Origin of the sequence: Pseudomonas sp. M1 (assembly GCF_022760135.1) — a bacterium.
Classification (GTDB): domain Bacteria; phylum Pseudomonadota; class Gammaproteobacteria; order Pseudomonadales; family Pseudomonadaceae; genus Pseudomonas; species Pseudomonas citronellolis.
In genome coordinates, this window is the sequence record NZ_CP094343.1 from 6,908,928 (window position 1) to 6,933,793 (window position 24,866).

Genomic DNA, 24,866 nt, shown 5'->3' on the forward strand with positions numbered 1-24,866 from the left:
GCGGAAAAGCGGAAAAGCGGAAAAGCGGAAAAGCGGAAAAGCGAAAAACCGCCTGCGCTCAATCCAGACGCCGGGCCAGCGCCTCGAACAGTGCCTCGTACAACCTATCCACCTCCGCCAGCTCCCGCGCCCGCAAGCAGCCATGGACCAACCCCGGCCCGGGAAAATAGTCCACCTCCACCCCATCCCTGCGCAGCCGCTCGGCATAGCGCCGCCCGTCATCCCGCAACGGATCGAACTCGGCCACACCCACGAACGCCGGTGCCAACCCAGCGAAATCATGGGCCCGCAAAGGCAAGGCGAGAGGCCGATGCCGTTGCAATGGATCAGGCAAATAGGCATCGATGCACGCCCGCATGTCAGCCGCGGACAACAACGGCGCATCCGCACACTCGACTCGCGAATCCGTAGCCTCGTCACCCAGCGCCGGATAGACCAGCACCTGAACCCGCGGCTGCGGCTCGCCCGCGTCGCGCAGGGCCAGGCACAGGGCCGCGGCCAGGTTGCCGCCGGCGCTGTCGCCGGCTACCGCCAGACGGGTGCGGTCGAGGGGTTCGTCCAGCGCGCCGTCGCGCAGGGCGCGCCAGGCTGCCAGGCTGTCCTGCAGGGCGGCGGGGAAGGGGTGTTCCGGGGCCAGCCGGTAGTCCACCGCCAGCACCAGCAGGCCCAGGCGGGCGGCCAGTTCGGCGCAGAAGAAGGCGTGGGAGTCGAGGTCGCCGAGCATCCAGCCGCCGCCGTGGAGGAACAGCAGCGCCGCCCAGCCCGTTGCCGGCGGTGTGCCCGCCGGGCGGAACAGGCGCAGCGGCGGCAGGCCGGCCAGGGCCAGGTCGCTCACCCGCAGGCCCGGCGGGCGCGGCGGGGTGAAGGCGGCGGCCATGCGCGAGTAGGCCTTGCGCTGCGCCGCCAGGGACGGATCGGCGCTGGCGAAGGCGCGGGTACGCGCGACGAAGTCCGCCATGCCTGCGGACAGCGGGTACTCGCGCGCCATGCTCAGCCCGGCAGGCCGATCACCCGGCCGACGTGCGCCGGCCGCGGCAGGGAGCGGTGCGCCTCGGCCAGGGCCAGCACGCGCTCCAGCACCACGCCCTCGAAGGGCGCCGAGCGCGGGCCGTCCAGGCTCACGTGCAGCAGCATCTGTTCGCTGGCCGCCAGCGGTTCGTCCTCGCCGGGGCGGTGCAGCGTGTGGTGCACGTGCAGGCGCTTGCGGTCGTGGGCCAGCAGTTGGGTGCGCACTTCCACCGGCTCGCCCTGCTTCACTTCGTGCAGGTAGTTCAGGTGCACCTCCAGGGTGAACAGCGAGTGGCCGCTGGCCTCGCGGCCGGCGCTGTCCAGGCCCAGGTGGTCCATCAGGGCGTCGGTGGCGTAGCTGAAGATCAGCAGGTAGTAGGCGTCGCGCAGGTGGCCGTTGTAGTCGGTCCACTCGGCCAGTACCGGGGTTTCGTAGGTTTTCAGGGTGGGCATGGGTGCGCTTCCGAAAGAGCCCCTCTCCCCAGCCCTCTCTCTGAAGGGAGAGGGCCATTCGGAGCGGGCGGATAGACAGGGTAGAACCTGATCAGGATTTCGCGAGCTAGAGCAGAACAAGGCGAAAACAGGCGGGGACGCGGAGTTTACTTGCCGTAAATGAGCAGTCACCGCCTGTTTTTAACGCAGTTATGCCGACGCGCAGCAAATCCTGGCAGGTTCTTAGTCGACGAAGGCGAAGCCGTGGCGTGCCTTGGTGTCCTTGATGGCGCCGAGCACTGCCAGCAGGCAGTCGTCGCGGTAGCGCTCCAGCTCGGCGATGCTGCGGTTGCCCTGCTGCTCGGCGGTGCCTTCGACCACCTTGTCGATCAGCGATTCGGTCAGCTCCGGCGCCGGCAGGTAGGTCCAGGGCAGTTGCAGGGCCGGGCCGAACTGGGCCATGAAGTGGCGCATCCCGGCGTTGCCGCCGGCCAGGGTGTAGGTCAGGAAGGTGCCCATGAACGACCAGCGCAGGCCGGCGCCGAAGCGGATGGCGTCGTCGATCTCGCCGGTGCTGGCGACGCCGTCGTTGACCAGGTGCAGGGCCTCGCGCCAGAGCGCTTCGAGCAGGCGGTCGGCGATGAAGCCGGGGACTTCCTTGCGCACGTGCAGCGGGCGCATGCCCAGGCTGCGATACACCGCGATGGCTGCCTGGATGGCCGCCGGGTCGGTCTTCTGCCCGCCCACCACTTCCACCAGCGGCAGCAGGTACACCGGGTTGAACGGGTGGCCGACCACGCAGCGCCCGGGGTGCGTGGCGTCGGCGTAGAACTCGCTGGGCAGCAGGCCCGAGGTGCTGGAGCCGATCAGCGCGTTGGGCTTGGCGGCGGCGCTGATCCTGGCGTGCAGCTCGCACTTCAGGTCCAGGCGCTCGGGGGCGCTTTCCTGGATGAAGTCGGCGTCGCGCACGCATTCCTCGATGGTGTCGACGAACTTCAGGCGTTCCTGGGACGCGCCGGGCACCAGCCCGGCCTTCTGCAGCGCCGGCCAGGCGTTGGCCACGCGCTGGCGCAGGGCGGCCTCGGCGCCCGGCGCCGGGTCCCAGGCGACCACGTCGAGGCCATGGGCCAGGGCGCGGGCGATCCAGCCGCTGCCGATGACGCCGCTGCCGAGGGCGGCGAAGGTCTTGATTTCGGTGATGTAGGACATGAAGGGCTCCAGCGGGAAAGGGGGATGGCCTGTAGGCGCGAGCTTGCTCGCGAACCGGGTCCGCTGCGGAGCCGTTCGCGAGCAAGCTCGCTCCTACGAAAAGCGGGTTTCAGGGGCGGGGCTTGAGGTTCATCTTCTTGCGCCCCTCGGCCGGGGTCAGGGCGCGGCCGCCGAGGCGTTCGATGATCTCGATGGCGCGTTCCACCAGGCTGCCGTTGCTGGCGTGTACGCCGCGGTCCAGCCAGATGTTGTCTTCCAGGCCCACCCGCACGTTGCCGCCCAGCAGCATGGCCTGGGCGACCATGGGCATCTGCGAGCGGCCGATGCCGAAGCCGGCCCAGGTGAGGCCCTCGGGGATGTTGTCGGCCATGGCCTTCATGGTGGTGGTGTCGGCCGGCGCGCCCCACGGGATGCCCAGGCAGATCTGGATCAGCGGGTCTTCCAGCAGGCCTTCCTTGAGCATCTGCTTGGCGAACCACAGGTGGCCGGTGTCGAAGATTTCCAGCTCGGCCTTCACCCCCAGTTCGGTGATGCGCTTGGCGCCGGCGCGCAGCTGGGCCGGGGTGGAGACGTAGATGAAGTCGCCGTCGCCGAAGTTCAGGGTGCCGCAGTCCAGGGTGCAGATCTCCGGCAGCAGCGCCTCGACGTGGGCCAGGCGTTCCAGCGGGCCGACCAGGTCGGTGCCGGCGCCGAACTCCAGGGGCTGCTCGCCCTTGCCGATCTCCAGGTCGCCGCCCATGCCGGCGGTGAGGTTGATGATGACGTCGGTGTCGCTTTCGCGGATGCGCTCCACCACCTCGCGGTAGAGGTTCACGTCGCGGCTGGGCTTGCCGGTCTGCGGGTCGCGCACGTGGCAGTGGGCCACGGTGGCGCCGGCCTTGGCCGCCTCGATGGCGGCGGCGGCGATTTCCTTGGGGGTGACGGGAATGGCCGGGTGCTTGCCGACGGTGTCGCCGGCGCCGGTCACCGCGCAGGTGACTATGACTTCATGGTTCACGGTGGTGTCCTTTCTTCAGGCGTACGGGGGCCCTGCGCGGCGGGCACGCCGCGCAAGGGTGGGGCGTTATTGGCTTACTTCAGGCTGGCGACGAAGGCCGGTTCTGCCGGCTTGCCGTCGAAGGTGGTCACCCCAGCGAGCCAGGCCTTGAGCTGGTCGGGATGGGCCTTGAGCCAGGCGCGGGCGGCGTCCAGCGGCTGGCTGCGGTCGAGGATGGGCTCCATCACCTGGCTGACTTCCTGGCTGCTGAAGCGCAGGTTGTGCAGCAGCTTGGCGACGTTGCCGCACTGCGCCTGGTAGCCGGCGGCGGTCATGATGGAGACGGTGGCGGCGCCTTCGTTGGGGCCGAACACGTCGTCGCTGCCGGTGAGGTATTTCATGTCGATCTGCAGGTTCATCGGGTGCGGTTTCCAGCCGAAGAACACCACCCACTGCTGGCGCTTGATGGCGCGCTTGACCGCGGTGAGCATGCCGGCCTCGCTGGACTCGACGACCTGGAAGCCCTTCAGGCCGAACTTGTCCTTGGCGATCATGTCCGCGGTGATGCGGTTGGAGCCGCTGCCCGGCTCGATCAGGTAGATCTTGTTGTCCAGCTTGTCGCGGAACTTGGCGATGTCGGCGAAGGTCTTCAGGCCGCCGTCGTAGACGTAGGTGGGCACCGCGTAGGTGGATTGCGCATCGCCCAGGGTGGCCGGGGTGATGACTTCGATCTGCTGCTTGTCCAGGTAGGGCTTGGCCACCGGCTGCATGGTCGGCTGCCAGTAGCCGAGGAAGACGTCGAGCTGCTTGTCGGCCATGCCGGCCAGGATGATCTGCTGCGAGGCGCTGGTCTGCTTGACCTTGTAGCCCAGGCCGTCGAGCAGGGCCTCGGCCACGGCGCTGCTGGCCACCACGTCGGTCCAGTTCACCGAGCCCATGCGCACGTTCTGGCACGACGCCGGCTCGGCGGCCCAGGCGCTGCTGACCAGGGTGAACAGCGCGGCGCAGGCGCCCGCTTTGATCGATAGCTTCATGACTTCTCCTCAAGGCCTTTGCGGCAATGGTTATCGTTGTTGTGTCATGGCCCCGCGCGGCGGTGGCTGGTGTTCAAATTACGCAGGGCCTGCGACGGAAAATCGCACTCCGGCGACCTGCACTTGCACGCTGGCGACCTCGGCCATTGCCAGGGCCGGACAAATGTTCCATACCGGTGGATCGCCGCCCGAATCACCTGGATGAGGCCATGTCGAACGACTTCTGGTTCCTCCTGCTGCCCGGTTTTTCCCTGATGGGGTTCATCTCCGCCGTGGAGCCGCTGCGCGTCGCCAACCGCTTCCGCGGCGGGTTCTACCGCTGGCACCTGCTGAGCGTCGACGGCGGCCCGGTGCTGGCCAGCAGCGGCATGTCGATGAACGCCGACGGCGCCCTGGAAGCCCTGGGCCGCGGCGACACCTTGTTCGTGGTGGCCGGCTTCGACCCGCTGCAGGCCTGCACCCCGGCGCTGCTGCACTGGCTGCGCCGCCTCGACCGCGAGGGCGTGACCCTCGGCGGCATCGACACCGGCAGCTTCGTCCTCGCCGAGGCCGGCCTGCTCGACCGCCATCGCTGCACGCTGCACTGGGAGGCGCTGGACGCCTTCCGGGAGACTTATCCACAGTTGCAGGCGACCCAGGAGCTGTTCGAGATCGACGGCTCGCGCATCACCTCCGCCGGCGGCACGGCGTCCATCGACCTGATGCTCGACCTGATCGCCCGCGCCCAGGGCCCGGAGCTGGCGGTGCAGGTTTCCGAGCAGTTCGTGGTCGGGCGCATCCGCACCCGCCAGGATCACCAGCGCCTGCAACTGGCGACGCGCTACGGGGTGACCAACAAGAAGCTGATCCAGGTGCTGGGCGAGATGGAAAGGCACACCGAGCCGCCGCTCTCCACCCTGGACCTGGCCGAGCGCATCCAGGTCACCCGCCGCCAGTTGGAGCGCCTGTTCCGCCTGCACCTGAACGATACGCCGTCGAACTTCTACCTCGGCTTGCGCCTGGACAAGGCCCGGCAGCTGTTGCGGCAGACGGAGATGAGCGTGCTGGAGGTGGGGTTGGCCTGTGGGTTCGAGTCGCCTTCGTATCTGTCGCGCAGTTATCGGGCCAGGTTCGGGGTTTGTCCGCGGGAGGATCGGGGGGTGTTTGCGGGTGGGGCTTCGGTGAGTGTTTCCAAGAGCCCCTCTCCCCAGCCCTCTCCCTGAAGGGAGAGGGGGCAGTCTGTGCCGAGAAAGGATTTGGTATTAGTCGGACACTCGGTACAAGCCGGCTAACACCGAAATATCAGCGCACTCCGAACGGTCCCCTCTCCCTTCAGGGAGAGGGTTAGGGAGAGGGCGCTCTCCAGGACGAGCACCGAAGCCCCAGGTGAGCACCGTTCGCGAGCTCCTACGAAAAGCCGTTCGGCGCCTTGGCAACATCCGTGGGATGCCTGTCATTCCTCCACAGCCACCCCAGGCGCACCATGACCGGAACCCCCACCCCAGGAGCCCCCATCATGAGCGAAGCCCGCCCACCCCTGCCGCCCTTCACCCGCGAGACCGCCATCCAGAAGGTGCGCGCCGCCGAGGATGGCTGGAACAGCCGCGACCCGCAGCGCGTGTCCCTGGCCTACAGCCCGGACAGCAGCTGGCGCAACCGCTCCACCTTCATCCGCGGCCGCATGCAGATCGTCGAGTTCCTCACCGGCAAGTGGCGCCGCGAACTGGACTACCGGTTGATCAAGGAACTCTGGGCCTTCACCGGCGAGCGCATCGCCGTGCGCTTCGCCTACGAGTGGCACGACGACTCGGGCAACTGGTTCCGCTCCTACGGCAACGAGAACTGGGCCTTCGACGAGCAGGGCCTGATGGTCGAACGCCATGCCAGCATCAACGACCTGCCCATCAGCGAGGACGAGCGGCTGTTCCGCTGGCCGCTGGGCCGGCGCCCGGACGATCACCCGTCGCTGAGCGATCTCGGACTCTGAGCCGGCCGCGGGAGCGAGGCGGGCGCCCCGCCCCCGCGGTGGGCTTTCAGTGCGCCTCTTCCAGGTCGTCGTGGAGCAGCCCGAGGATTTCGCGCTTCATCTCGATGAACGGGCGGTCCATCACCATGTCCAGCGAGCGCGGGCGCTCGATGGGCACGTCGAGGATGCGCTTGATGCGCCCCGGGCGGGCGCCCATGACGTAGACGCGGTCGCCCAGCAGGATGGCTTCGTCGATGTCGTGGGTGACGAACACCACGGTCTTCTTGCTGTGGTCCCACACGCGCAGCAGCAGCTTCTGCATCTGCATGCGCGTCTGGCTGTCGAGGGCGCCGAAGGGCTCGTCCATCAGCAGGATCTGCGGGTCGTTGGCCAGCGCACGGGCGATGGCCACGCGCTGCATCATGCCGCCGGAGAGCTGCTTGGGGTAGTTGCCGGCGAAGTTGGCCAGGCCCACTTCGTTGAGGTAATAGTCGACGATCTCCTTGCGCTCGGCGGCCGGCAGGCCGCGGCGCTTCAGGCCGAACTCGACGTTCTCGCGCACGGTCAGCCAGGGGAACAGGGTGTAGCTCTGGAACACCATGCCGCGGTCGGCGCCGGGGCCGTCGACGCGCTGGCCGCCGACGTAGATGTCGCCCTCGGTGGGCTCGGACAGCCCGGCGGTGAGGTACAGCAGGCTCGACTTGCCGCAGCCGGAGGGGCCGACGATCACCGCGAACTGCTGGTCCGGCACCTCGAAGGAGACCTTCTCCAGCGCGGCGAAGGTGCCGCCCTCGGGGGTGCGGTAGCGCAGGCTGACCTGGTCCACGCGCAGCCGCGCCGGCTGCGCCCCTTGTGCGGCCGGTGCCGCGTCGTTGCGTTGCATGGCTGCTACTGCGCCCATGAGGCCACCTTCAGTCGGAGGATGCGGAAGAGTTGGTCGGTGATCAGCCCGAGCAGGCCGATGATGGCGATGGCCAGGAAGATCACGTCCACCTGGAAGCCGCGCATGGCCTTGAGGCTGATGTAGCCCAGGCCGCTGGAGGCGGCGACCAGCTCGGCCACCACCAGGTAGGTCCAGGCCCAGCCCATGGTCACCCGCAGGGTGTCCAGCACGCCGGGCAGCGAGGCCGGGCCGAGCACGTGCAGCACCACGTCGCGGCGCGTGCAGCCCAGGGTGTATGAGGCGTTGACCAGGTCCTTGGCGACGCCGCGGGAGACGTCGGCGATCATCACCAGTTGCTGGAAGAACACGCCGAAGATGATCACCGTGACGCGCTGCTCGATGCCGATGCCGATCCACAGGATGAACAGCGGCACGAAGGAGGTCACCGGCAGGTAGCGGATGAAGTTCACCAGCGGTTCGAGGAAGGCCTGGACGATGCGGAAGCTGCCCATCAGCAGGCCCAGGGGCACGGCCACCAGGGACGAGACCAGGAAGCCGATCATCACCACCTCGACGCTGGCCAGCACGTGGGTGCCCAGGGTGCCGTCGCGGCCCAGGCGCACGGCGGCGTCCAGTACCGCGCCGGGGCTGGGCAGGAACATCGCCGGCACCACGCCGCCGTAGGAGAGCAGGGCCCAGAGGCCGAACACCAGCAGCCAGCACAGGGCGCTGGCGGACCACACCAGGCGCACCGGCAGCTCGACCTTGGGCGTCAGGCAGCGGTTGAGCCAGGATTTATTCGGACGTGACATCGTGGATTACCTCCATGCGGACGGCCGCAAGCCTTCCGCCAGGATGCTGTGGAACGGGGATGGGGAGGGGCGGGCGCGCGGCCCGCCGGGTTCACTGGGCGACGAAGCGGGTGTCCACCAGGTCGTCGTAGCTGACCTGGAAGGTCTTGCCCTGCAGTTGCGTCCAGGTCTCGTTGGCCAGGCCGATGATGTCCTTGATGTCGCCGGCCTTGCCGGGGGCGCCGAGGAGCTTCTCGCTCATGGCCTCGTCATAGAAGCGCACGCCCTTGGCCGCCTCGGCCAGGTCCTTGGGGTCGGACAGGTAGCCGCCGACGCCCTTGGCCATGATGGCGTAGGCCTCCTGCGGGTGCTCCTTGGTGTACTGCACGGCCTTGTACAGGCCCTTGACCAGGGCCTTGACGTCGTCGGGCTGCTTGTCGATGACGTCGCAGTTCAGCGCCACCACGTCGACGATCACCCCGGGGGTGCTGGTGCTGTCCACCAGCACCTTGCCCTGCTGCTTCTGGCGCACCATCGACAGGTGCGGCTCCCAGGTCACCGCGGCGGGGATGCGCCCGGCGATGAAGGCGGTGGCGGCATCGTCGGCGGTCATGTTCTGCACCTTGATGTCGCTCATGCTCATGCCGGCGTTCTTCAGCAGGTACGACAGCCAGAACTGCGACACCGAGCCTTCGTTGACCGCCACTTCCTGGCCCTTGAGCTGGGCCAGGCTGGTGACGTCCTTGCCCACCAGCACGCCGTCGCCGCCATGGCTGTCGTCCAGCGCGGCCACGGCCTTGAAGCAGAACTGCGGGCGGTACTTGAGGATTTCGTCGATGGTCGAGGCGGAGCCGGAGAGCTTGCCGGAGGCCTGGGCGGCCATGTACATCGCCGCTTCCTCGATGGGGGTGAGCTGCAGGTCCAGGCCCTGCTCCTTGAAGTAGCCCAGGTCGCGGGCCAGGTACAGGGTGCCGTAGCCGACCCAGGTGGTATGGCCGATGGACAGGGTGCCGGCCTGGGCCGTCGCGGCGGCGCCGGCGAGCAGCCCGGCGAGGGCGAGGGGACGGGTGAAACGCGCAAGCAAGGACTTGTTCATGAAGCACTCCCACAGCCTGTTGGGCTTGTTATTGGATAACTGCGGCAGTGGCCAGATGGCCGGAGGTTTCACAGCGAAGCGGAACGTGCGCGGCGATGGGCTCTGTGGCCCCTGGGCCCGAAAGGCGGGCGGCACGTGACAGGGCGGATGGTGGCGGAAGCGGGAGGCTCGGAAAATTATTAAATATGTCGTTGCGACATAAGAAAAAGCTGCCTTTCGCCGCCGGGGCCCGGGCTTGCCGCGTTCGTGGCGCCTCGACCGGCGGCGGGCTGCCAGTCACTTCCTCAGGGATTTCCTACGCTTTGTGCATCCTTTTCGCCGTGGGCGCCGCGCCGGGCCGGGAATAGACTCCCCCGGCCGTCGGAAACCGCCCCGGATGGACCTGCAAGCCACAAGGCCCACGTCGCCGTGTATCGGAAACCTTACCTTCTTGACCAACACGGAATAATCGCCAGACACGGGCCTGTTAAGGTTTCCTTAAGGCCGGGGCCCTCCCGCCGTCCAAGGAAAACCACCGGAGCGACCCTCCGGCGTTCGAGAGTCCCCATGCTGCAACGCTACTTCTGGAAGCTGCTGCCCAAGGTCCAGCGCAACTTCCTGCTCAGCCGCCTGCCGGTGCAGGAACGCCAGATCGTCAACAAGGCGATGTCCGGCAACGCCCATTTCCCCGCGTATTTCCGCGAGCGCCGCTGCCTGTTCGTGCACGTGCCCAAGTGCGCCGGCAGCAGCCTCTGCGCGGCGCTGTTCGACGGCGGGCGCCCCGGCCACCTGCCTCTGTACTGGTACGAGCAGCAGTTCCCCGGCGAATACGCCGAAAGCTTCAAGTTCAGCTTCGTCCGCGACCCGCTGGAGCGCGCCTACTCGGCCTATGCCTACCTGCGCGGCAACCAGCTGCCGCAGCGCGACCGGGCGGCGCACCAGCTGGTCTGCCAGTTCCGCGACTTCGACGACTTCGTCGACCGCTGGCTGCACCCGGACAACCTCCAGCGCCAGCTGCATTTCGTGCCGCAGGTGGCCTTCCTCTGTGATTCCCTCGGCCACCTGGGGCTGGACTTCATCGGCCGCCAGGAGAACCTGGAAGCGGACTTCCAGACGCTGTGCGAGCACCTGGGCATCAGCGGCCAGCTGCCCCACCTGAACGCCTCGCGGCAACGCCAGGCCGGCCCGGCCCGGGACTTCTGCAGCACTCGCACGCGGCGCCTGGTGCGCCGCGCCTATCAACGCGACTACCAACTGCTTGGCTATGAGTGACCTCAAAGTACCCCTGTTCCCCGTCACCGGCAGCGTGCGCCGCGAAGCCCGCGCCGCGCTCAAGGGCCAGCGCCCCTGCTGCATCTGGCTGACCGGCCTGTCCGGCTCGGGCAAGTCGAGCCTGGCCAACGCCCTGGAGCTGGCCCTGCACCGCGAGCGCGTGCACAGCTTCCTGCTCGATGGCGACCAGGTCCGCGGCGGCCTGTGCAGCGACCTGGACATGAGCCCCGAGGGCCGCCGCGAGAACATCCGCCGCCTGGCCCATGCCGCGCGGCTGATGACCGAGGCCGGGCTGGTGGTGATAGTCGCCGCCATCTCGCCGTTCCGCGCCGAGCGCGATGCCGCCCGCGCGCTGTTCCCGGCCGACGAGTTCCTTAGCGTCTACCTCAGCACGCCGCTGCGGACCTGCGCCGAGCGCGACCCCAAGGGCCTGTACAAGGCCGCCCGGGAAGGCCGCCTGCGCAACTTCACCGGCATCGACAGCCCCTACGAGCCGCCGCTGGACGCCGACTTCGAAGTGGACGCCACCGACACCTCCACCGACGAGGCCTGCCGTAGGCTGCTCGGGCTGGTCCTGCAGCGCTGCCGCCCCGGTCCGGCCTGAGTTCCGGGCCCGGCTTGCCGTCGCCGCGCGCGGCTGGGCAAGATGGGCGCCCAACCACCGCCGCGGGGTATCCGTGTCCGTACTCTTCGAGGCCCTCTGGCCGCTCTTCGCGCTCATCGTCGGCGGCTACCTGCTGCGCCGCCGCGGCTTCCCCGGCGAGGCCTTCTGGCCGGCGGCCGAACGCCTGAACTACTTCATCCTGTTCCCCGCGCTGCTGTTCGCCAGCCTGGCCAAGGCGCCGCTGCGCGACCCGGGGCTGGGCCGCCTGGCCCTGGCGGTGGCCCTGGGCCTGGGCGGCGCCTGGCTGGCGCTGCTGGCCAGCCGGCGCCTGCGCGCCTGGAGCGCGCCGCGCTTCGGCGCCATCGCCCAGGGCGTGCTGCGCTTCAACACCTACCTGGGCCTGGCCGCGGTGGGCAGCCTGTACGGCAAGGAAGGCCTGACCCTGGCGGCGCTGATGCTGGCGCTGATGGTGCCGACGGTGAACCTGATGTCGGTCTGGGCGCTGACCGCCGAACGCGGCATCAGCGCCCGCGCGCTGCTGCTGCCGATCCTGAAGAACCCGCTGATCCTCGCCTGCGCCGCCGGCGCCCTGGTCAACCTGGCCGGCCTGGAACTGGGCGGCGGCAGCGCCCGGCTGTTCGACCTGCTGGCGGTGGCCAGCCTGCCGCTGGGCCTGCTCTGCGTGGGCGCCGCGCTGCAACCGAAGGAACTGCGCGCGGAACTGCCGGTGCTGCTGGGCAGCTGCGCCACGCGCCTGCTGGCGATGCCCGCGCTGGCCTTCGCCTGCGCCCAGCTGCTCGGCCTGGCGCCGCTGGAGTCGGCGGTGTTCGTGCTGTTCTTCGCCTTGCCGACGGCGCCCACGGCCTATGTGCTGACGCGGCAATTGGGTGGGGATAGTCACCTGATGGCGGGGATCATCACGCTGCAGACGTTGCTGGCGGGGGGGAGTTTGTTGCTGGTGATGGGAGTGGTGCAAGCGCTGGCGGGGTGACGCTGTGGGGGCTTCTCGTAGGAGCGAGCTCGCTCGCGAACAGCGTTTCCCGGTGGCCTCGGTGTTGCAGTTTGACTCCGCAACCCTCTCCCCAGCCCTCGGCTGCGCGCCCCGCCCTGAAGGGAGAGGGGGCTTGTCCGTGCCGAGAGGAGTAATGGTTTCAGCCGGAAACCTGCGGTGTTGCCGGCTGACTCCAGAACACCCAAGCACTCCGAACGGTCCCCTCTCCCTTCAGGGAGAGGGGGCTAGTCTGTGCCGAGAGGAGGAATGGTTTCAGCCGGAAACCTTCGGTGTTGCCGGCTGACTCCAGAACATCAGCATCTGCCCAACGGTCCCCTCTCCCTTCAGGGAGAGGGTTAGGGAGAGGGCGCTCTTCAGGCCAGGCACCGAAGCCACCTGGAAACACCGTTCGCGAGCAAGCTCGCTCCTACAGAATAGAAAAGCGCCCAGCCCCAATCAGAAGTGGTACTTCACCAACAAACTGGTGGTGTTCTGGTCGGTGGTGAAGAACTGCGAATCCTTGATCCCGTACTTGTCGGACCAGTAGTCGTACTCCACGCCCACGTACAGGTGCTTGGCCTCGTAGCCCATGGCCTTGCCCAGGTCGTACTTGATCTGCGGGTTGAAGTGCAGGTTGGCGTGGTAGTCGCTCTGGCCGCGTTCGCTGGCGCTGGCGCTCTTGTTGTTGACCACCCAGTCCATGAAGCCGTCGAAGAGGATGTCGGAGTTGCCCACCGGGATGGTCACGGCCCAGGCCGGGGTGATCTGCCAGGCGCCGGAGGGTACGCGGTTGCCGTCGGGCTTGCGGTAGTAGAAGTTCAGCTGGAAGTAGTCGAAGCCGGGCAGGGCCAGGTCGAAGCCCGGGCCGATCAGGTAGGCCTCGGTGTCGCCTTCGCCGAATTCGTAGGTGGTGGCCAGCAGCACGTCCTTGATCGGGCCCAGCGACAGGTCGGCGCCGGTGATCTTGCCGAACGACAGGCGCGGGCTGAACTCGCCGTAGTAGGTGTTCTTGCCGTTCTGGCTGTCTTCCTTGCCGTTGTAGTTGATCTGGTCGACGAAGAACCAGATGTCGCCCCAGGTCCAGGCGCTCGCGCTCTCGAAGGTGAAGGTCTGCTGGATCGGCGGGTTGACCTTGAAGTTCTTGCCCCACAGGTAGGTCAGGCTTTCGTTATGCCAGATCAGCGGGCCGTCGTTGCTGGCCGGCGCGGGGGTGAGGTCTTCGCCGCCGGCCATGGCCTGGCCGGTAGCCAGCAGCCCGCCGGCGAGCAGCAGGGATGCGAGGGTGCGAGTCATGTGGTGCTCCTAGGTTTTGAAGTGCTGCGATCTAGTTGGAATTCTGAACCTGTCCACTCGGTCAGGCTTGGCCTGCCTATGCAAGATCGGGGCCAACGCCGGGCGCGGGCCGGGTTTTCTTTTCGGTTTCGGGAAAAGCCATGCTTTTTCATAGGCCTGCGTCGCGGCCGGCGAAGGCCTGGGATCGGGCAAAAACCTGACTCACGGGACAGGTCGTGCCTTCGCACAGGGCAGCGCAGCGTGCCGAAGCGCCATTTTGGCGAGCATGGGCAGGGCTTATTGAATACACATTTTCTTTGAGTTGAATGGAATCAATTCAAAATATGTATACAAATTTGCTGTGAAGAATCTACACAAGTGCCCCGGCGGCCACCTTGCGGGCGGCCGCGGCCTTTCCGGGCGCGGATGATGCCAGAGCTGCGCCGCGCAAGCACCTCCGCCGGCCCGACGGCAGTCTCACCAGGCGGCGATCTGCCCGTCGGTGCGCGGCTCGGTGCCGCCGCAGAGCACGCCGCTGCGCGGGTCGCGCAGGATGATCTGGCCGCGCCCGTAGCTGCTCAGGTCGTGGGCCACTTCCACGTGGTGGCCGCGGCGGCTGAGCACCGCCGCCAGGCTGCGCGGCGCGCCGTGCTCGATGCCGATGCGCTTGTCGCCCAGCCACTGCCAGCGCGGGGCGTCCAGCGCGGCCTGGGGGTTGAGGCCGAAGTCCACCAGGTTCATCACCATCTGTACGTGGCCCTGGGGCTGCATGTAGGCGCCCATCACGCCGAACGGGCCCAGGGGTACGCCGCCCTTGCTGAGGAAGCCGGGGATGATGGTGTGGAAGGTCTTCTTGCCCGGGGCCAGGGCGTTGACGTGCGCGGCGTCGAGGCTGAACTCGGCGCCGCGGTTCTGCAGGGCGATGCCGGTGCCGGGCACCACCACGCCGGAGCCGAAGCCGTGGTAGTTGCTCTGGATGAACGACACCAGGTTGCCCTCGCCGTCGCCCGTGGCGAGGTACACGGTGCCGCCGGCCCGTGGCTTGCCCGGGTGCGGTTCCAGGGCGCGCTCGCCGATCAGCGCGCGGCGGCTGGCGGCGTAGTCGTCGCTGAGCAGGTCGGCGACGCTGAAGCGCATGGCGTCCGGCTGGCCGATGTAGGCGCGGCCGTCGGCGTAGGCCAGCTTCATGGCCTCCAGCTGGCGGTGCCAGGTGTCCGGGCTGTCGCGTTCGCCGAATTCGAAGCCCTTGAGGATGTTCAGCGCCATCAGCGCCACCAGGCCCTGGCCGGCCGGGGGGATTTCCCAGACGTCGTAGCCGCGGTAGTTCAGCGCGATGGGCTCGACCCACTGGGCGCGGTAGCCGGCCAGGTCGGCCTCGTCCAGGTAGCCGCCGCTGGCCCGGGCGTGGGCGGCGATGCGCTGGGCCAGGGCGCCGCGGTAGAAGCTCTCGCAGCGGCTTTGCGCCAGTTCGCGCAAGGTCTGCGCCTGGCCGGGGTTGCGGAAGATTTCCCCGGCGCGCGGGGCGCGGCCGTCGATGAGGAATTCGTCGAACCAGGCCGCCAGTTCCGGGTGCGCGTCGCGCACCCCGCGGAACTTGTCCAGGCCGCTCTGCCAGAGGCCGGCGATCACCGGCGAGACCGGGAAGCCCTGCTCGGCCAGTTCGATGGCCGGCGCCAGCAGCTCGGCGAAGGGCAGCCGGCCGAAGCGCGCCGACAGCTCGGCCCAGGCCGCCGGGCAGCCCGGCACTGTCACCGGCGTCCAGCCGTACAGCGGCATGCGCGCGTGGCCGGTGCCGCGCAGCGTGCCGATGTCCAGCGCCCCGGGCGCGTAGCCGGCGGCGTCCAGGCCGTGCAGCCTGTCCTTTACCCACACCAGGGCGAAGGCATCGCCGCCGATGCCGCAACCGGTGGGCTCCACCACCGTCAGCGCCGCCGCCGTGGCCACCGCGGCGTCCACCGCGTTGCCGCCGCGCTTGAGCATGTCCAGCCCGACCTGCGCCGCCAGCGGCTGCGAGGTGGCCACCATGCCGCGCCGGGCGTATACCAGCGAGCGTTGCGAAGCGTAGGGATATTCCTGGGCGGAGAAATTCAGCATGGGCGGGCTCCGTTGACGGCTTGAGGCGGCAGGGTAGCCCTGCCAGGCTCTGTCCACTAGCGATACAAAGCCAAAGCATAGCGATGAACGGACAGCACCCCCATCTGCAACGCGCGATTCCCACGCTCGACGACCTGCCGCGGCCGGTCTACGCGCGCGCCGAAAGCCTGCGCGCCGGCTCCTGGACCGGCCGCCACCACCACGCCTGGGTGCAACTGTCCTACGCCATCAGCGGGGTGCTCGGCGTGCACACCGCCGAGGGCAGCTTCTTCGCCCCGCCGCAGCGGGCCATCTGGATACCGGCGTACCTGGAGCACGAGGTGGTCACCTCCGGCCGCGCGGAGATGCGCAGCCTGTACCTGAGCGCCGAGGCCTGCGCCTGGGCGGAGCCACGCTGCCGGGTGCTGGAGGTGACGCCGCTGGCCCGCGAGCTGATCAAGAGCTTCTGCGAGCTGCCGGTGGATTATCCACAGGGCGACAGCCCCGAGCAGCGCCTGGTGAACGTGCTGCTGGACCAGCTGCGCACCCTGCCGGAGGTCGCCTTCTCCCTGCCCATGCCCCAGGAGCCGCGGCTGCTGCAGCTGTGCCAGGCGCTGATCGAACAGCCCAGCACCAGCCTCACCCTGGGCGACTGGGCGCAACGCCTGGGCACCTCGGAAAAGACCCTCTCGCGCCTGTTCCAGCGCGAGACCGGCATGAGTTTCCGCCTCTGGCGCCAACGCCAGCGGCTGCTGGGTTCGCTGGGGGTGCTGGAGGATGGCGCCAGCGTGACCGCTGCGGCGCTGGATTGTGGCTATGACTCCACTTCGGCCTATATAGCCGCGTTCAAGGGGTTGTTCGGCTTTACGCCGGGGGAGTTGTTCAAGCAGCGTTGAGCCGCTGCGGTCTGCGCTTCCTGTAGGAGCGAGCTTGCTCGCGAACGGCGTTTCCAGGCGGCCTCGGTGTTTTGGTTTGACTCCGCAACCCTCTCCCCAGCCCTCTCCCTGAAGGGAGAGGGGGTTTGTCCGTGCCGAGAGGAGGTGTGGTTTCATCCTGATGCCCGCGGAGTAGCCGGCTAACGCCGAAACATCAGCGCACGCCGAACGGTCCCCTCTCCCTTCAGGGAGAGGGTTAGGGAGAGGGCGCTCTTCAGGACAAACACCGAAGCCCCGGCAGACCACCATTCGCGAGCCATCTCGCCCCAACGAAAAGCCACTCCAAATAAGCGGATTTCCGCTCACCCACCCCCGCCCATCGGCATCCAACCGCCTGCCCACGCTGTACGAAAACCCCGTAATCCCTTGCCCCACGCGGCTTTGCGCCCTTGGCACGTTGCCTGCTATCGCCCTCCCCACTGCGCCGCACCTCGCGGCGCGCCGGTGCCGGTTTCGTGGTCCGCGCACCCGACGACAACAACGACAAGAGGATTACCCATGGATAGCGCAAGCGCCGTCTCCGCTTCTGCCGCGCCCCGTACGACCTCCCAGCGCATCAAGTCGATCTTCAGCGGCTCGGTGGGCAACCTGGTGGAGTGGTACGACTGGTACGTCTACGCCGCCTTCTCGCTGTACTTCGCCAAGGCCTTCTTCCCCCAGGGCGACATGACCGCCCAGCTGCTCAACACCGCCGCGATCTTCGCCGTGGGCTTCCTGATGCGCCCGATAGGCGGCTGGCTGATGGGCATCTACGCCGACCGCAAGGGCCGCAAGGCCGCGCTGCTGGCCTCGGTGCTGCTGATGTGCTTCGGCTCGCTGATCATCGCCCTGACCCCCAGCTACGAGACCATCGGCGTCGGCGCGCCCATCCTGCTGGTGCTCGCGCGCCTGCTGCAGGGCCTGTCGGTCGGCGGCGAATACGGCACCTCGGCCACCTACCTCAGCGAGATGGCCAACAAGGAACAACGCGGCTTCTTCTCCAGCTTCCAGTACGTGACGCTGATCTCCGGCCAGCTCATCGCCCTGGCGGTGCTCATCGTGCTGCAGCAGACCCTGACCGTCGAACAGCTGGAAAGCTGGGGCTGGCGCGTGCCCTTCTTTATCGGCGCGCTGTGCGCGGTGACCGCCATGTTCCTGCGTCGCGGCATGGAAGAGACCGAGTCCTTCGCCAAGAAGAAGGAAGAGCCCAAGGAAAGCCTGATGCGCACCCTGCTGCGCCATCCCAAGGAAGTCCTCACCGTGGTCGGCCTGACCATGGGCGGCACCCTGGCCTTCTACACCTACACCACGTACATGCAGAAGTACCTGGTGAACACCGTGGGCATGAGCAAGACCGACTCGACCATGATCTCGGCCGCCACCCTGTTCCTGTTCATGCTGCTGCAGCCCATCGTCGGCGCGCTGTCGGACAAGATCGGCCGGCGCCCGATCCTGATCGCCTTCGGCGTGCTGGGCACCGTCTTCACCTACCCGATCCTCAGCACCCTGCACAGCATCGACACCTGGTGGGGCGCGTTCTTCCTGATCATGGCGGCGCTGGTGATCGTCAGCGGCTACACCTCGATCAACGCCGTGGTGAAGGCCGAGCTGTTCCCCACCGAGATCCGCGCCCTGGGCGTGGGCCTGCCCTACGCGCTGACCGTGTCGATCTTCGGCGGTACCGCCGAGTACGTGGCGCTGTGGTTCAAGAGCATCGGCATGGAGAGCGGCTTCTACTGGTACGTCACCGGCTGCATCGCCTGCTCGCTGCTGGTCTACGTGACCATGAAGGACACCCGGACGCATTCGAAGATCACTACCGACTGATAGGGCGCGTGCCCTGGCCCCGGGGTTGCTCCGGGGCGTTTTATCCACGAGGCCCGGCATTTGCTGGGCCTCGTCGTTTTCGGGTCGCCTGGGTTGGGCTTATGGGGGGCGGGGAGATGGGTGAAGCGGCGGATAACCGCGAACGGTTATACGCCCTACGTTATGCTCGGCGGCGTACTTCTTGACGACGCGAGTTCATGAGCGTTTTGGATATTCCCTTTGGGCCTCTGCGGGCCTGCGGCTTGCGCGGGGCGCTGAGCGGGCCGTTCGACCTCGACCTGGCGCCCGGTCGCTGTACGGTGCTCAGCGGCCCTTCGGGCATCGGCAAGAGCCTGTTGTTGCGCATGCTCGCCGACCTCGACCCCAACCAGGGCCAGGTCAGCCTGGCCGGGGTGGCGCGCGAGCGTATGCCGGCCAGCGCCTGGCGGCGGCTGGTCACCTATGTGGCGGCGGAATCCGGTTGGTGGGAGGAGGGCGTCGCCGCGCACTTCGCCGACCTCGACGCCGTGCGGGCGCTGCTGCCGCGGGTGCGTCTCGACCCGGCGCTGCTGCAGGCGCGGGTGGCGCAGTTATCCACAGGCGAGCGCCAGCGCCTGGCCCTGCTGCGCGCGGTGGTGCAGCGGCCGCGCTTCCTGCTGCTGGACGAACCCACGGCGGCGCTGGACGCGGCCAGCCGCGAGGGCGTCGAGCAACTGCTGCAGGACCTGAAGGCCGAAGGCCTGGGCCTGCTGGTGGTCAGCCACGATGCCGGGCAGGCGCGGCGCCTGGCGGACGTCCACCTGCAGCTCGACGAACACGGCCTGGGCGAGGTGCAACCATGACGCCGCTGCAGCTCGGCCTGCCGGAACTGGCCCTGGCGGCGCTGCTGATAGTGGCCGCCGCCGCGCTGTCCTGGGCGCTGCGCCTGGGCCTGCAGCGCACCCTGCTGGTCAGCGCCGTGCGCCTGGTGGTGCAACTGGTGCTGGTGGGGCTGTTCCTGCGCCAGGTGTTCGCCCTGTCCTCGCCCTGGCTGACCGCCGGGGTGGTGCTGGCGATGCTCGCCGCGGCCAGCTTCGAGGTCGGCTCGCGGCAGCGCCGCCGGCTGGCCGGGTTCTGGCACCTGGGCATCGGCGGCAGCAGCGTCGGCATCGCCACCCTGGGCATCGCGCTCTTCGCCCTGGCCGGCAGCCTGCGGCCGCAGCCGTGGTACGACGCGCGGCACGCCATCCCGTTGGTGGGCATCATCCTCGGCACCGCGATGAACGCCGCCAGCCTGGCGCTGAACCAGGTGTTCGCCAGCGTCACCCGCGAGCGCGCCGCCATCGAGGCGCACCTGGCCCTGGGCGCCGACCGCTACACCGCGCTTGGCGGGGTGCTGCGCCGCGCGCTCTACACCGGGTTGATCCCCACCCTGAACCAGATGGCCGCCGCCGGCATCATCACCCTGCCGGGGATCATGACCGGGCAGATTCTCGCCGGCATGGACCCGCTGGACGCCGCGCGCTACCAGATACTGCTGATGTTCCTGCTGGTCGGCGCCGGCTTCGCCGCGGCCCTGGGCGCCGTGTACCTGTCGGCCTGGCGGCTCACCGACGAGCGCGACCGCCTGCGCCTGGACCGCCTGCGCGGCGAGGATTGAGCGGGTATGCTGGGGCTTTTCCATCCCGAGGGGAGAGCCCCATGAGCACTGCCAATTCCGCCCTGATCATCGGCGCCTCCCGCGGCCTCGGCCTGGGCCTGGTGAACCAGCTGCTGGCGCGCGGCTGGGAGGTCACCGCCACCGTGCGCGACGCTGCCAACGCCGGCGTGCTGGACAGCCTGCCGGTGCGCGTCGAATCCCTGGTGCTGGACGACGCGGCCTCCCAGGACCGCCTCGCCCAAACCTTGGCCGGGCAGCGCTTCGACCTGGTCTACATCAACGCCGGCATCTACGGCCCGGCGCACCAGTCTGCGCTGGACGCCAGCCTGATGGAGGTCGGCGAGCTGTTCATGGTCAACGCCGTGGCCCCGCTGCGCCTGGCCGAGCGCCTGCTGCCGCTGCTGGAGCCGCAGCGCGGGGTGCTGGCCTTCATGACCTCGGAACTGGGCAGCGTGGCCGGCAACGAATCCGGCGGCATGGGGCTGTACCGGGCGAGCAAGGCGGCGCTGAACTCGCTGACCCGCAGCCTGGTCGCCGGGCTGGGTGAAACCGGCCTGACGGTGCTCAACCTGCACCCCGGCTGGGTACGCACCGATATGGGCGGCGAGGCTGCGCCGCTGGACGTGGAAACCAGCGCCGCCGGGCTCATCGACCAGGTCGAGGCCTACGCCGGGCGCGGCGGCCAGCACTACCTGGACTACCAGGGGACGACGATCGACTGGTGACGGATGCCGGCGGCGGCGTTACCATGCGCCGACGCCTGACCTGCGGGTCAAGGCGCACCTGGATCAGCAGACAGGGTGAACACTGAGCTGGCTTCCCGTACAACCGGGAGCCGGCTCGCCTCGGGCGGCGGCTCCGCAACTCAGAGGATTCACCCATGTCATCCCCCCGCCTGTGGCTGCGCAACCCCCTCGCCATCTTCACCGCCAACGGCCTCGATGCCCGTGGCGGCCTGGTCGTGCAGGACGGTCGCATCGTCGAACTGCTCGCCCTTGGCCAGCAACCCTCGCAACCCTGCGAGCAGGTGTTCGACGCCAGCCAGCACGTGCTGCTGCCCGGCCTGATCAACACCCACCACCACTTCTACCAGACTCTCACCCGCGCCTGGGCGCCGGTGGTCAACCAGCCGCTGTTCCCCTGGCTGAAGACCCTCTATCCGGTGTGGGCGCGGCTGACCCCGGACCAACTGGCGCTGGCCACCAAGGTGGCCCTGGCTGAACTGCTGCTGTCCGGCTGCACCACCGCGGCGGACCACCACTACCTGTTCCCCGACGGCCTGGAGCAGGCCATAGACGTGCAGGCCGGGGTGGTCGCCGAACTGGGCATGCGCGCCATGCTCACCCGCGGCTCCATGAGCCTGGGCGAGGCCGATGGCGGTTTGCCGCCGCAGCAGACGGTGCAGCGCGCCGAAGACATCCTCGCCGACAGCGAACGGCTGATCCGCGACTACCACCAGCGCGGCGACGGCGCCCAGGTGCAGATCGCCCTGGCGCCCTGCTCGCCGTTCTCGGTGACCCCGGAAATCATGCGCGCCAGCGCCGAGCTGGCCGAACACCACGACGTGCGCCTGCACACCCACCTGGCCGAAACCCTCGACGAGGAAGACTTCTGCCTAGAGCGCTTCGGCCAGCGCACCGTGGACTACCTCGACAGCGTCGGCTGGCTCGGCCCGCGCACCTGGCTGGCCCACGGCATCCACTTCAACGACGAGGAAATAAAGCGCCTGGGCGAAGCCGGCACCGGCATCTGCCACTGCCCCAGCTCGAACATGCGCCTGGCCTCGGGCATCTGCCCCACCGTGGCGCTGGAAGCCGCCGGCGCGCCGGTGGGTATCGGCGTGGACGGCTCGGCCTCCAACGACGCTTCGAACATGATTCTCGAAGCGCGCCAGGCCCTGTACATCCAGCGCCTGCGCTACGGTGCGGAAGAGATCACCCCGGAGCGGGCGCTGGGTTGGGCCACCAAGGGGTCGGCGAAGCTGCTGGGCCGCAGCGACATCGGCGAGCTGGCGCCGGGCAAGCAGGCGGACCTGGCGCTGTTCAAGCTGGATGAGCTGCGGTTTTCCGGGAGCCATGATCCGATTTCGGCGCTGTTGCTGTGTGGGGCGGACAAGGCGGACAGAGTGATGGTCGGGGGGAATTGGCGGGTGGTGGATGGCGAGGTGGAGGGCCTGGACCTCAAGGGCCTGATCGCCTCGCACACCCAGGCAGCACGGAAGCTGATCGGCTGACTGGCTTTTCGTAGGAGCGAGCTTGCTCGCGAACGAGGCCAACCGGGGGTGCGGTGCATGCCCTGAAGAGCCCCTCTCCCCAGCCCTCTCCCTGAAGGGAGAGGGGGCTAGTCCGTGCCGAGAAGAGGAATGGTTTCAGCCGGAAACCTTCGGCGTTGCCGGCTAACTCCAGAACACCCTGCCCTGCCCAACGGCTCCTCTTCCTTGAGAGAGAGGGGGCCTGTCCGTGCCGAGAGGTGGCATGGTCTCAGCCTGAGACTTTCGGCGTTGCCGGCTAACTCCTATACATCCGCGTCTGCCCAACGGTCCCCTCTCCCTTCAGGGAGAGGGTTAGGGAGAGGGCGCTCTCAAACCCGCGCACCAACCCACCCAGCAAGACACCAATCAAGCCTTCATCCACTCCACCAACCGCCCCAACATCCCATCACAAGCCGCCAACTGCTCCTCACTCACGAACTCATCCGGCTTATGCCCCTGGTCCATGCTCCCCGGCCCGCACACCACCGTCGGAATGCCCGCCTGATCGAACAACCCGCCCTCGGTGCCAAAAGCCACCGTGGAAAACTCATCCGACCCACTGAGCCGCGCCAACAACTGCGCCACCTCGCTCTGCGGATCGGTAGCCAGCGCCGGATACGCCGACAACTCGCTGAAGCGGATATCCGCCTCCGCCTTCACCGCGCGCATCTTCGGCAGCAGCTCGGTTTCGGCATAGTCGCGCAGTTGCTCGGCGACCTGCTGCGGATCGTCGCTGGGCAGGGCGCGGACCTCGAAGTCGAACTGGCATTCGGCCGGGACTATGTTCAGCGCGCGGCCGCCGCCGATCACCCCGGTCTGCACCGTGGAGTAGGGCGGGTCGAAGCGCGGGTCGTGGCGCTCCGGCGCGGCCAGGCGGGTGCCGATCTCGCCCAGGCGGTTGATCAGCTTCGCCGCGTATTCGATGGCGTTCACCCCCTGCGGGGCGTAGGCCGAGTGGCAGGCCGCGCCGTGCACCTGGCAGCGCATGGCCAGCTTGCCCTTGTGGCCGAGCACCGGCTTGAGCTCGGTGGGCTCGCCGATGATGCAGGCGATGGGCTTGTGCTCGCGGCGCGCAAGGTCCGCCAGCAGCGAGCGCACGCCCAGGCAGCCGACCTCCTCGTCGTAGGAGAAGGCCAGGTGCAGCGGCACGCGCAAAGGCTGGGCGAGGAAGGCCGGCACGGCGGCCAGCACGCAGGCGATGTAGCCCTTCATGTCGGCCGTACCGCGGCCGTACAGGCGGCCGTCGTTCTCGGTCAGCTCGAAGGGCGGGACGCTCCAGTTCTGGCCGTCCACCGGCACCACATCGGTATGCCCGGACAGGCACACGCCGCCGCGGTCGAGCGGGCCGAGGGTGGCGAACAGGTTGGCCTTGCCGCCGGCCTCGTCGAAGAACAGCTCGCTGTCCACGCCCAGGCCGGCCAGGTAGTCCTGGATGTACTTGATCAGCGCCAGGTTGGAATTACGGCTGACGGTGTCGAAGGCGATCAGCCTGGCGAGGATGTCACGGCTGGAAAGCATGCAATGTCTCCGTAGGATGGGTTAGCCGCGAAGCGGCGTAACCCATCGATTGGCGTCGATGCGCTTACTCGTCGCCGGGCACGCCGTAGCTCGGCGCCTTGGTCGGGTCCAGCGCGCGGGTGATGTAGTCCTGCATCTGCGGCTTGTAGGCTACCCAGAGTTTTTCCAGTTCGTCGATCGGCGCCTCGTCGGCCCAGTCCACGCGCAGGTCGACCATCGGCCAGACCAGGTCGCCCACCACCTTCAGCGCCGCCGAATGCACCGGCCCGGCTTCGCCGCCGGCGGCCATGGCCGCCTGCATCGCCGCCAGCAGGCGTTCGGCCAGGCAGCCGTCGGCGGCCTCGAAGGCCTTGGTCATGGCTTCGATCACCGCGGTGGACGACAGCAGGTTGCCCGCCGCCACGCAGTTCTCGCCGGCCACCGCGTGGTTCACGCCCAGCGCCTCGCTGCCGGTGAACAGCGCCACCTGGCCGTGCTGGTCGATCACCGTCACCTGGCGGTACTCGCTGTAGCCGTTGCTCGACAATGCTTGGTCCAGCGCGGCGGCGGGCGCCAGGCCCGCTTCCAGGCGGTCGAGGATCTGCGGGCCCAGGGCCGGCAGGGTCACGTTCTGCGTGGCCACCGCGCCGACGCCGGCGCGCACCCAGGGGCAACGCGCGCCGACGGCGATGCTCGACGAGCTGATGGCGATGCCCAACTGGCCGGTTTCGGCGCAACGGCCGACGATGGAGAAGGTCATGGGCCGCTCCTTATTGTTCCCAGTCGTCCGGAATCACCGCGATCACGTCGATCTCCATCAGCCACTGCGGCTGGCCCAGGGCCGAGACCACCAGGCCGGTGGAGATCGGGAACACGCCCTTGAGCCATTTGCCGACCACCTGGTAGACCGGCTCGCGGTAGCGCGGGTCGATGATGTAGGTGGTGGTCTTGACGATGTGCGACAGGTCGCTGCCGGCTTCTTCCAGCAGCTGCTTGACGTTCTTCATCGCCTGCTCGGCCTGCGCCGCCGGGTCGCCCAGGCCCACCAGGTTGCCGGCGAAATCGGTGCCGACCTGGCCGCGCACGTACACGGTGTTGCCGGCGCGCACGGCCTGGCAGAGGTCGTTGTCCAGGGACTGGTTCGGGTAGGTGTCCTTGGTGTTGAACATGCGGATGCGGGTGTGGGTAGGCATC

At 68.4% G+C, this 24,866-nt stretch carries 24 protein-coding genes; 11 read left to right on the plus strand and 13 right to left on the minus strand.

All coding sequences use genetic code 11. The features are described from left to right. Positions 1-58: 58 nt before the first annotated feature. The 5 genes from PM1_RS30715 to PM1_RS30735 all read right to left on the minus strand — a co-directional run bounded on the left by PM1_RS30715 (position 59) and on the right by PM1_RS30735 (position 4,659). A complete protein-coding gene (locus tag PM1_RS30715) occupies positions 59-988 on the minus strand; it encodes an alpha/beta hydrolase (RefSeq protein ID WP_009614335.1) in 930 nt (309 codons plus the stop codon). Positions 989-990: 2 nt separating this feature from the next. Continuing rightward, on the minus strand, positions 991-1,461 hold the full coding sequence (locus PM1_RS30720) for a thioesterase family protein (RefSeq protein WP_009614333.1): 471 nt from the start codon (positions 1,459-1,461) through the stop codon (positions 991-993). Positions 1,462-1,683: 222 nt separating this feature from the next. Continuing rightward, positions 1,684-2,649, minus strand: a complete 966-nt coding sequence (locus tag PM1_RS30725) for an L-carnitine dehydrogenase (RefSeq protein ID WP_009614331.1) — start codon at positions 2,647-2,649, stop codon at positions 1,684-1,686. 109 nt (positions 2,650-2,758) lie between these two features. After that, the gene (locus PM1_RS30730) at positions 2,759-3,646 is read right to left on the minus strand and encodes a 3-keto-5-aminohexanoate cleavage protein (RefSeq protein ID WP_009614330.1); all 888 of its coding nucleotides are present in this window, start codon (positions 3,644-3,646) and stop codon (positions 2,759-2,761) included. Between the two features lie 74 nt (positions 3,647-3,720). Continuing rightward, positions 3,721-4,659, minus strand: a complete 939-nt coding sequence (locus PM1_RS30735; protein ID WP_009614328.1) for a choline ABC transporter substrate-binding protein — start codon at positions 4,657-4,659, stop codon at positions 3,721-3,723. 209 nt (positions 4,660-4,868) lie between these two features. Here PM1_RS30735 and PM1_RS30740 point away from each other — a divergent pair, with 209 nt between their 5' ends. Further along, the gene (locus tag PM1_RS30740) at positions 4,869-5,861 is read left to right on the plus strand and encodes a GlxA family transcriptional regulator (protein WP_009614326.1); all 993 of its coding nucleotides are present in this window, start codon (positions 4,869-4,871) and stop codon (positions 5,859-5,861) included. 293 nt (positions 5,862-6,154) lie between these two features. Next, positions 6,155-6,625 (plus strand): nuclear transport factor 2 family protein, encoded by a 471-nt coding sequence (locus PM1_RS30745; protein WP_009614325.1) that lies wholly within the window; start codon positions 6,155-6,157, stop codon positions 6,623-6,625. Positions 6,626-6,671: 46 nt separating this feature from the next. Here PM1_RS30745 and PM1_RS30750 read toward each other — a convergent pair whose 3' ends face one another. The 3 genes from PM1_RS30750 to PM1_RS30760 all read right to left on the minus strand — a co-directional run bounded on the left by PM1_RS30750 (position 6,672) and on the right by PM1_RS30760 (position 9,374). Further along, complete coding sequence (locus PM1_RS30750) at positions 6,672-7,505, minus strand: ABC transporter ATP-binding protein (RefSeq protein WP_009614324.1); 834 nt, start codon at positions 7,503-7,505, stop codon at positions 6,672-6,674. Continuing rightward, positions 7,493-8,299 carry an ABC transporter permease gene (locus PM1_RS30755; RefSeq protein WP_009614323.1) on the minus strand — a complete coding sequence of 269 codons (807 nt, stop codon included), beginning with the start codon at positions 8,297-8,299 and terminating at the stop codon, positions 7,493-7,495. The genes PM1_RS30750 and PM1_RS30755 overlap by 13 nt, the downstream gene beginning before the upstream one ends. A 91-nt stretch (positions 8,300-8,390) precedes the next feature. Next, on the minus strand, positions 8,391-9,374 hold the full coding sequence (locus PM1_RS30760) for an ABC transporter substrate-binding protein (protein ID WP_009614322.1): 984 nt from the start codon (positions 9,372-9,374) through the stop codon (positions 8,391-8,393). A 546-nt stretch (positions 9,375-9,920) separates the two neighbouring features. Here PM1_RS30760 and PM1_RS30765 point away from each other — a divergent pair. From PM1_RS30765 to PM1_RS30775, 3 genes are all read left to right on the plus strand, one after another. Continuing rightward, the gene (locus PM1_RS30765; protein WP_009614317.1) at positions 9,921-10,625 is read left to right on the plus strand and encodes a sulfotransferase family 2 domain-containing protein; all 705 of its coding nucleotides are present in this window, start codon (positions 9,921-9,923) and stop codon (positions 10,623-10,625) included. Further along, positions 10,618-11,229, plus strand: a complete 612-nt coding sequence (gene cysC, locus PM1_RS30770) for an adenylyl-sulfate kinase (RefSeq protein ID WP_009614315.1) — start codon at positions 10,618-10,620, stop codon at positions 11,227-11,229. Before PM1_RS30765 ends, cysC begins: the two co-directional genes overlap by 8 nt. Positions 11,230-11,302: 73 nt before the next feature. Beyond that, positions 11,303-12,220, plus strand: a complete 918-nt coding sequence (locus PM1_RS30775) for an AEC family transporter (protein WP_009614312.1) — start codon at positions 11,303-11,305, stop codon at positions 12,218-12,220. Positions 12,221-12,676: 456 nt separating this feature from the next. Here PM1_RS30775 and PM1_RS30780 read toward each other — a convergent pair whose 3' ends face one another. Further along, positions 12,677-13,513: an outer membrane protein OmpK gene (locus PM1_RS30780; protein ID WP_009614309.1), complete on the minus strand. Its 837-nt coding sequence runs from the start codon at positions 13,511-13,513 to the stop codon at positions 12,677-12,679. Between the two features lie 456 nt (positions 13,514-13,969). Continuing rightward, a complete protein-coding gene (locus PM1_RS30785; protein ID WP_009614307.1) occupies positions 13,970-15,586 on the minus strand; it encodes a gamma-glutamyltransferase family protein in 1,617 nt (538 codons plus the stop codon). A gap of 77 nt (positions 15,587-15,663) precedes the next feature. Between PM1_RS30785 and PM1_RS30790 the strand changes: the two genes are divergently transcribed. From PM1_RS30790 to PM1_RS30815, 6 genes are all read left to right on the plus strand, one after another. Then, positions 15,664-16,461 carry an AraC family transcriptional regulator gene (locus PM1_RS30790; protein WP_024128863.1) on the plus strand — a complete coding sequence of 266 codons (798 nt, stop codon included), beginning with the start codon at positions 15,664-15,666 and terminating at the stop codon, positions 16,459-16,461. A 537-nt stretch (positions 16,462-16,998) separates the two neighbouring features. After that, positions 16,999-18,306, plus strand: coding sequence for an MFS transporter (locus tag PM1_RS30795; RefSeq protein WP_009614303.1), 1,308 nt, complete (start codon positions 16,999-17,001; stop codon positions 18,304-18,306). Between the two features lie 242 nt (positions 18,307-18,548). After that, positions 18,549-19,127, plus strand: coding sequence for an ABC transporter ATP-binding protein (locus tag PM1_RS30800; RefSeq protein WP_024128864.1), 579 nt, complete (start codon positions 18,549-18,551; stop codon positions 19,125-19,127). Then, entirely contained in the window at positions 19,124-19,924 is an 801-nt protein-coding gene (locus tag PM1_RS30805) for an ABC transporter permease (protein ID WP_009614300.1), read from the plus strand. The genes PM1_RS30800 and PM1_RS30805 overlap by 4 nt, the downstream gene beginning before the upstream one ends. A gap of 41 nt (positions 19,925-19,965) precedes the next feature. Then, positions 19,966-20,649 (plus strand): SDR family oxidoreductase, encoded by a 684-nt coding sequence (locus PM1_RS30810; RefSeq protein ID WP_009614298.1) that lies wholly within the window; start codon positions 19,966-19,968, stop codon positions 20,647-20,649. A gap of 155 nt (positions 20,650-20,804) precedes the next feature. Beyond that, positions 20,805-22,157, plus strand: coding sequence for an 8-oxoguanine deaminase (locus tag PM1_RS30815; RefSeq protein WP_009614295.1), 1,353 nt, complete (start codon positions 20,805-20,807; stop codon positions 22,155-22,157). Positions 22,158-22,541: 384 nt separating this feature from the next. Here PM1_RS30815 and argE read toward each other — a convergent pair whose 3' ends face one another. The 3 genes from argE to PM1_RS30830 all read right to left on the minus strand — a co-directional run bounded on the left by argE (position 22,542) and on the right by PM1_RS30830 (position 24,865). Continuing rightward, complete coding sequence (argE, locus tag PM1_RS30820; RefSeq protein WP_009614293.1) at positions 22,542-23,693, minus strand: acetylornithine deacetylase; 1,152 nt, start codon at positions 23,691-23,693, stop codon at positions 22,542-22,544. A gap of 64 nt (positions 23,694-23,757) precedes the next feature. Beyond that, positions 23,758-24,432 carry a DUF1028 domain-containing protein gene (locus PM1_RS30825; protein WP_009614292.1) on the minus strand — a complete coding sequence of 225 codons (675 nt, stop codon included), beginning with the start codon at positions 24,430-24,432 and terminating at the stop codon, positions 23,758-23,760. A gap of 10 nt (positions 24,433-24,442) precedes the next feature. Next, positions 24,443-24,865, minus strand: coding sequence for a RidA family protein (locus tag PM1_RS30830; protein ID WP_009614291.1), 423 nt, complete (start codon positions 24,863-24,865; stop codon positions 24,443-24,445). Between the last annotated feature and the right edge of the window lies 1 nt (position 24,866).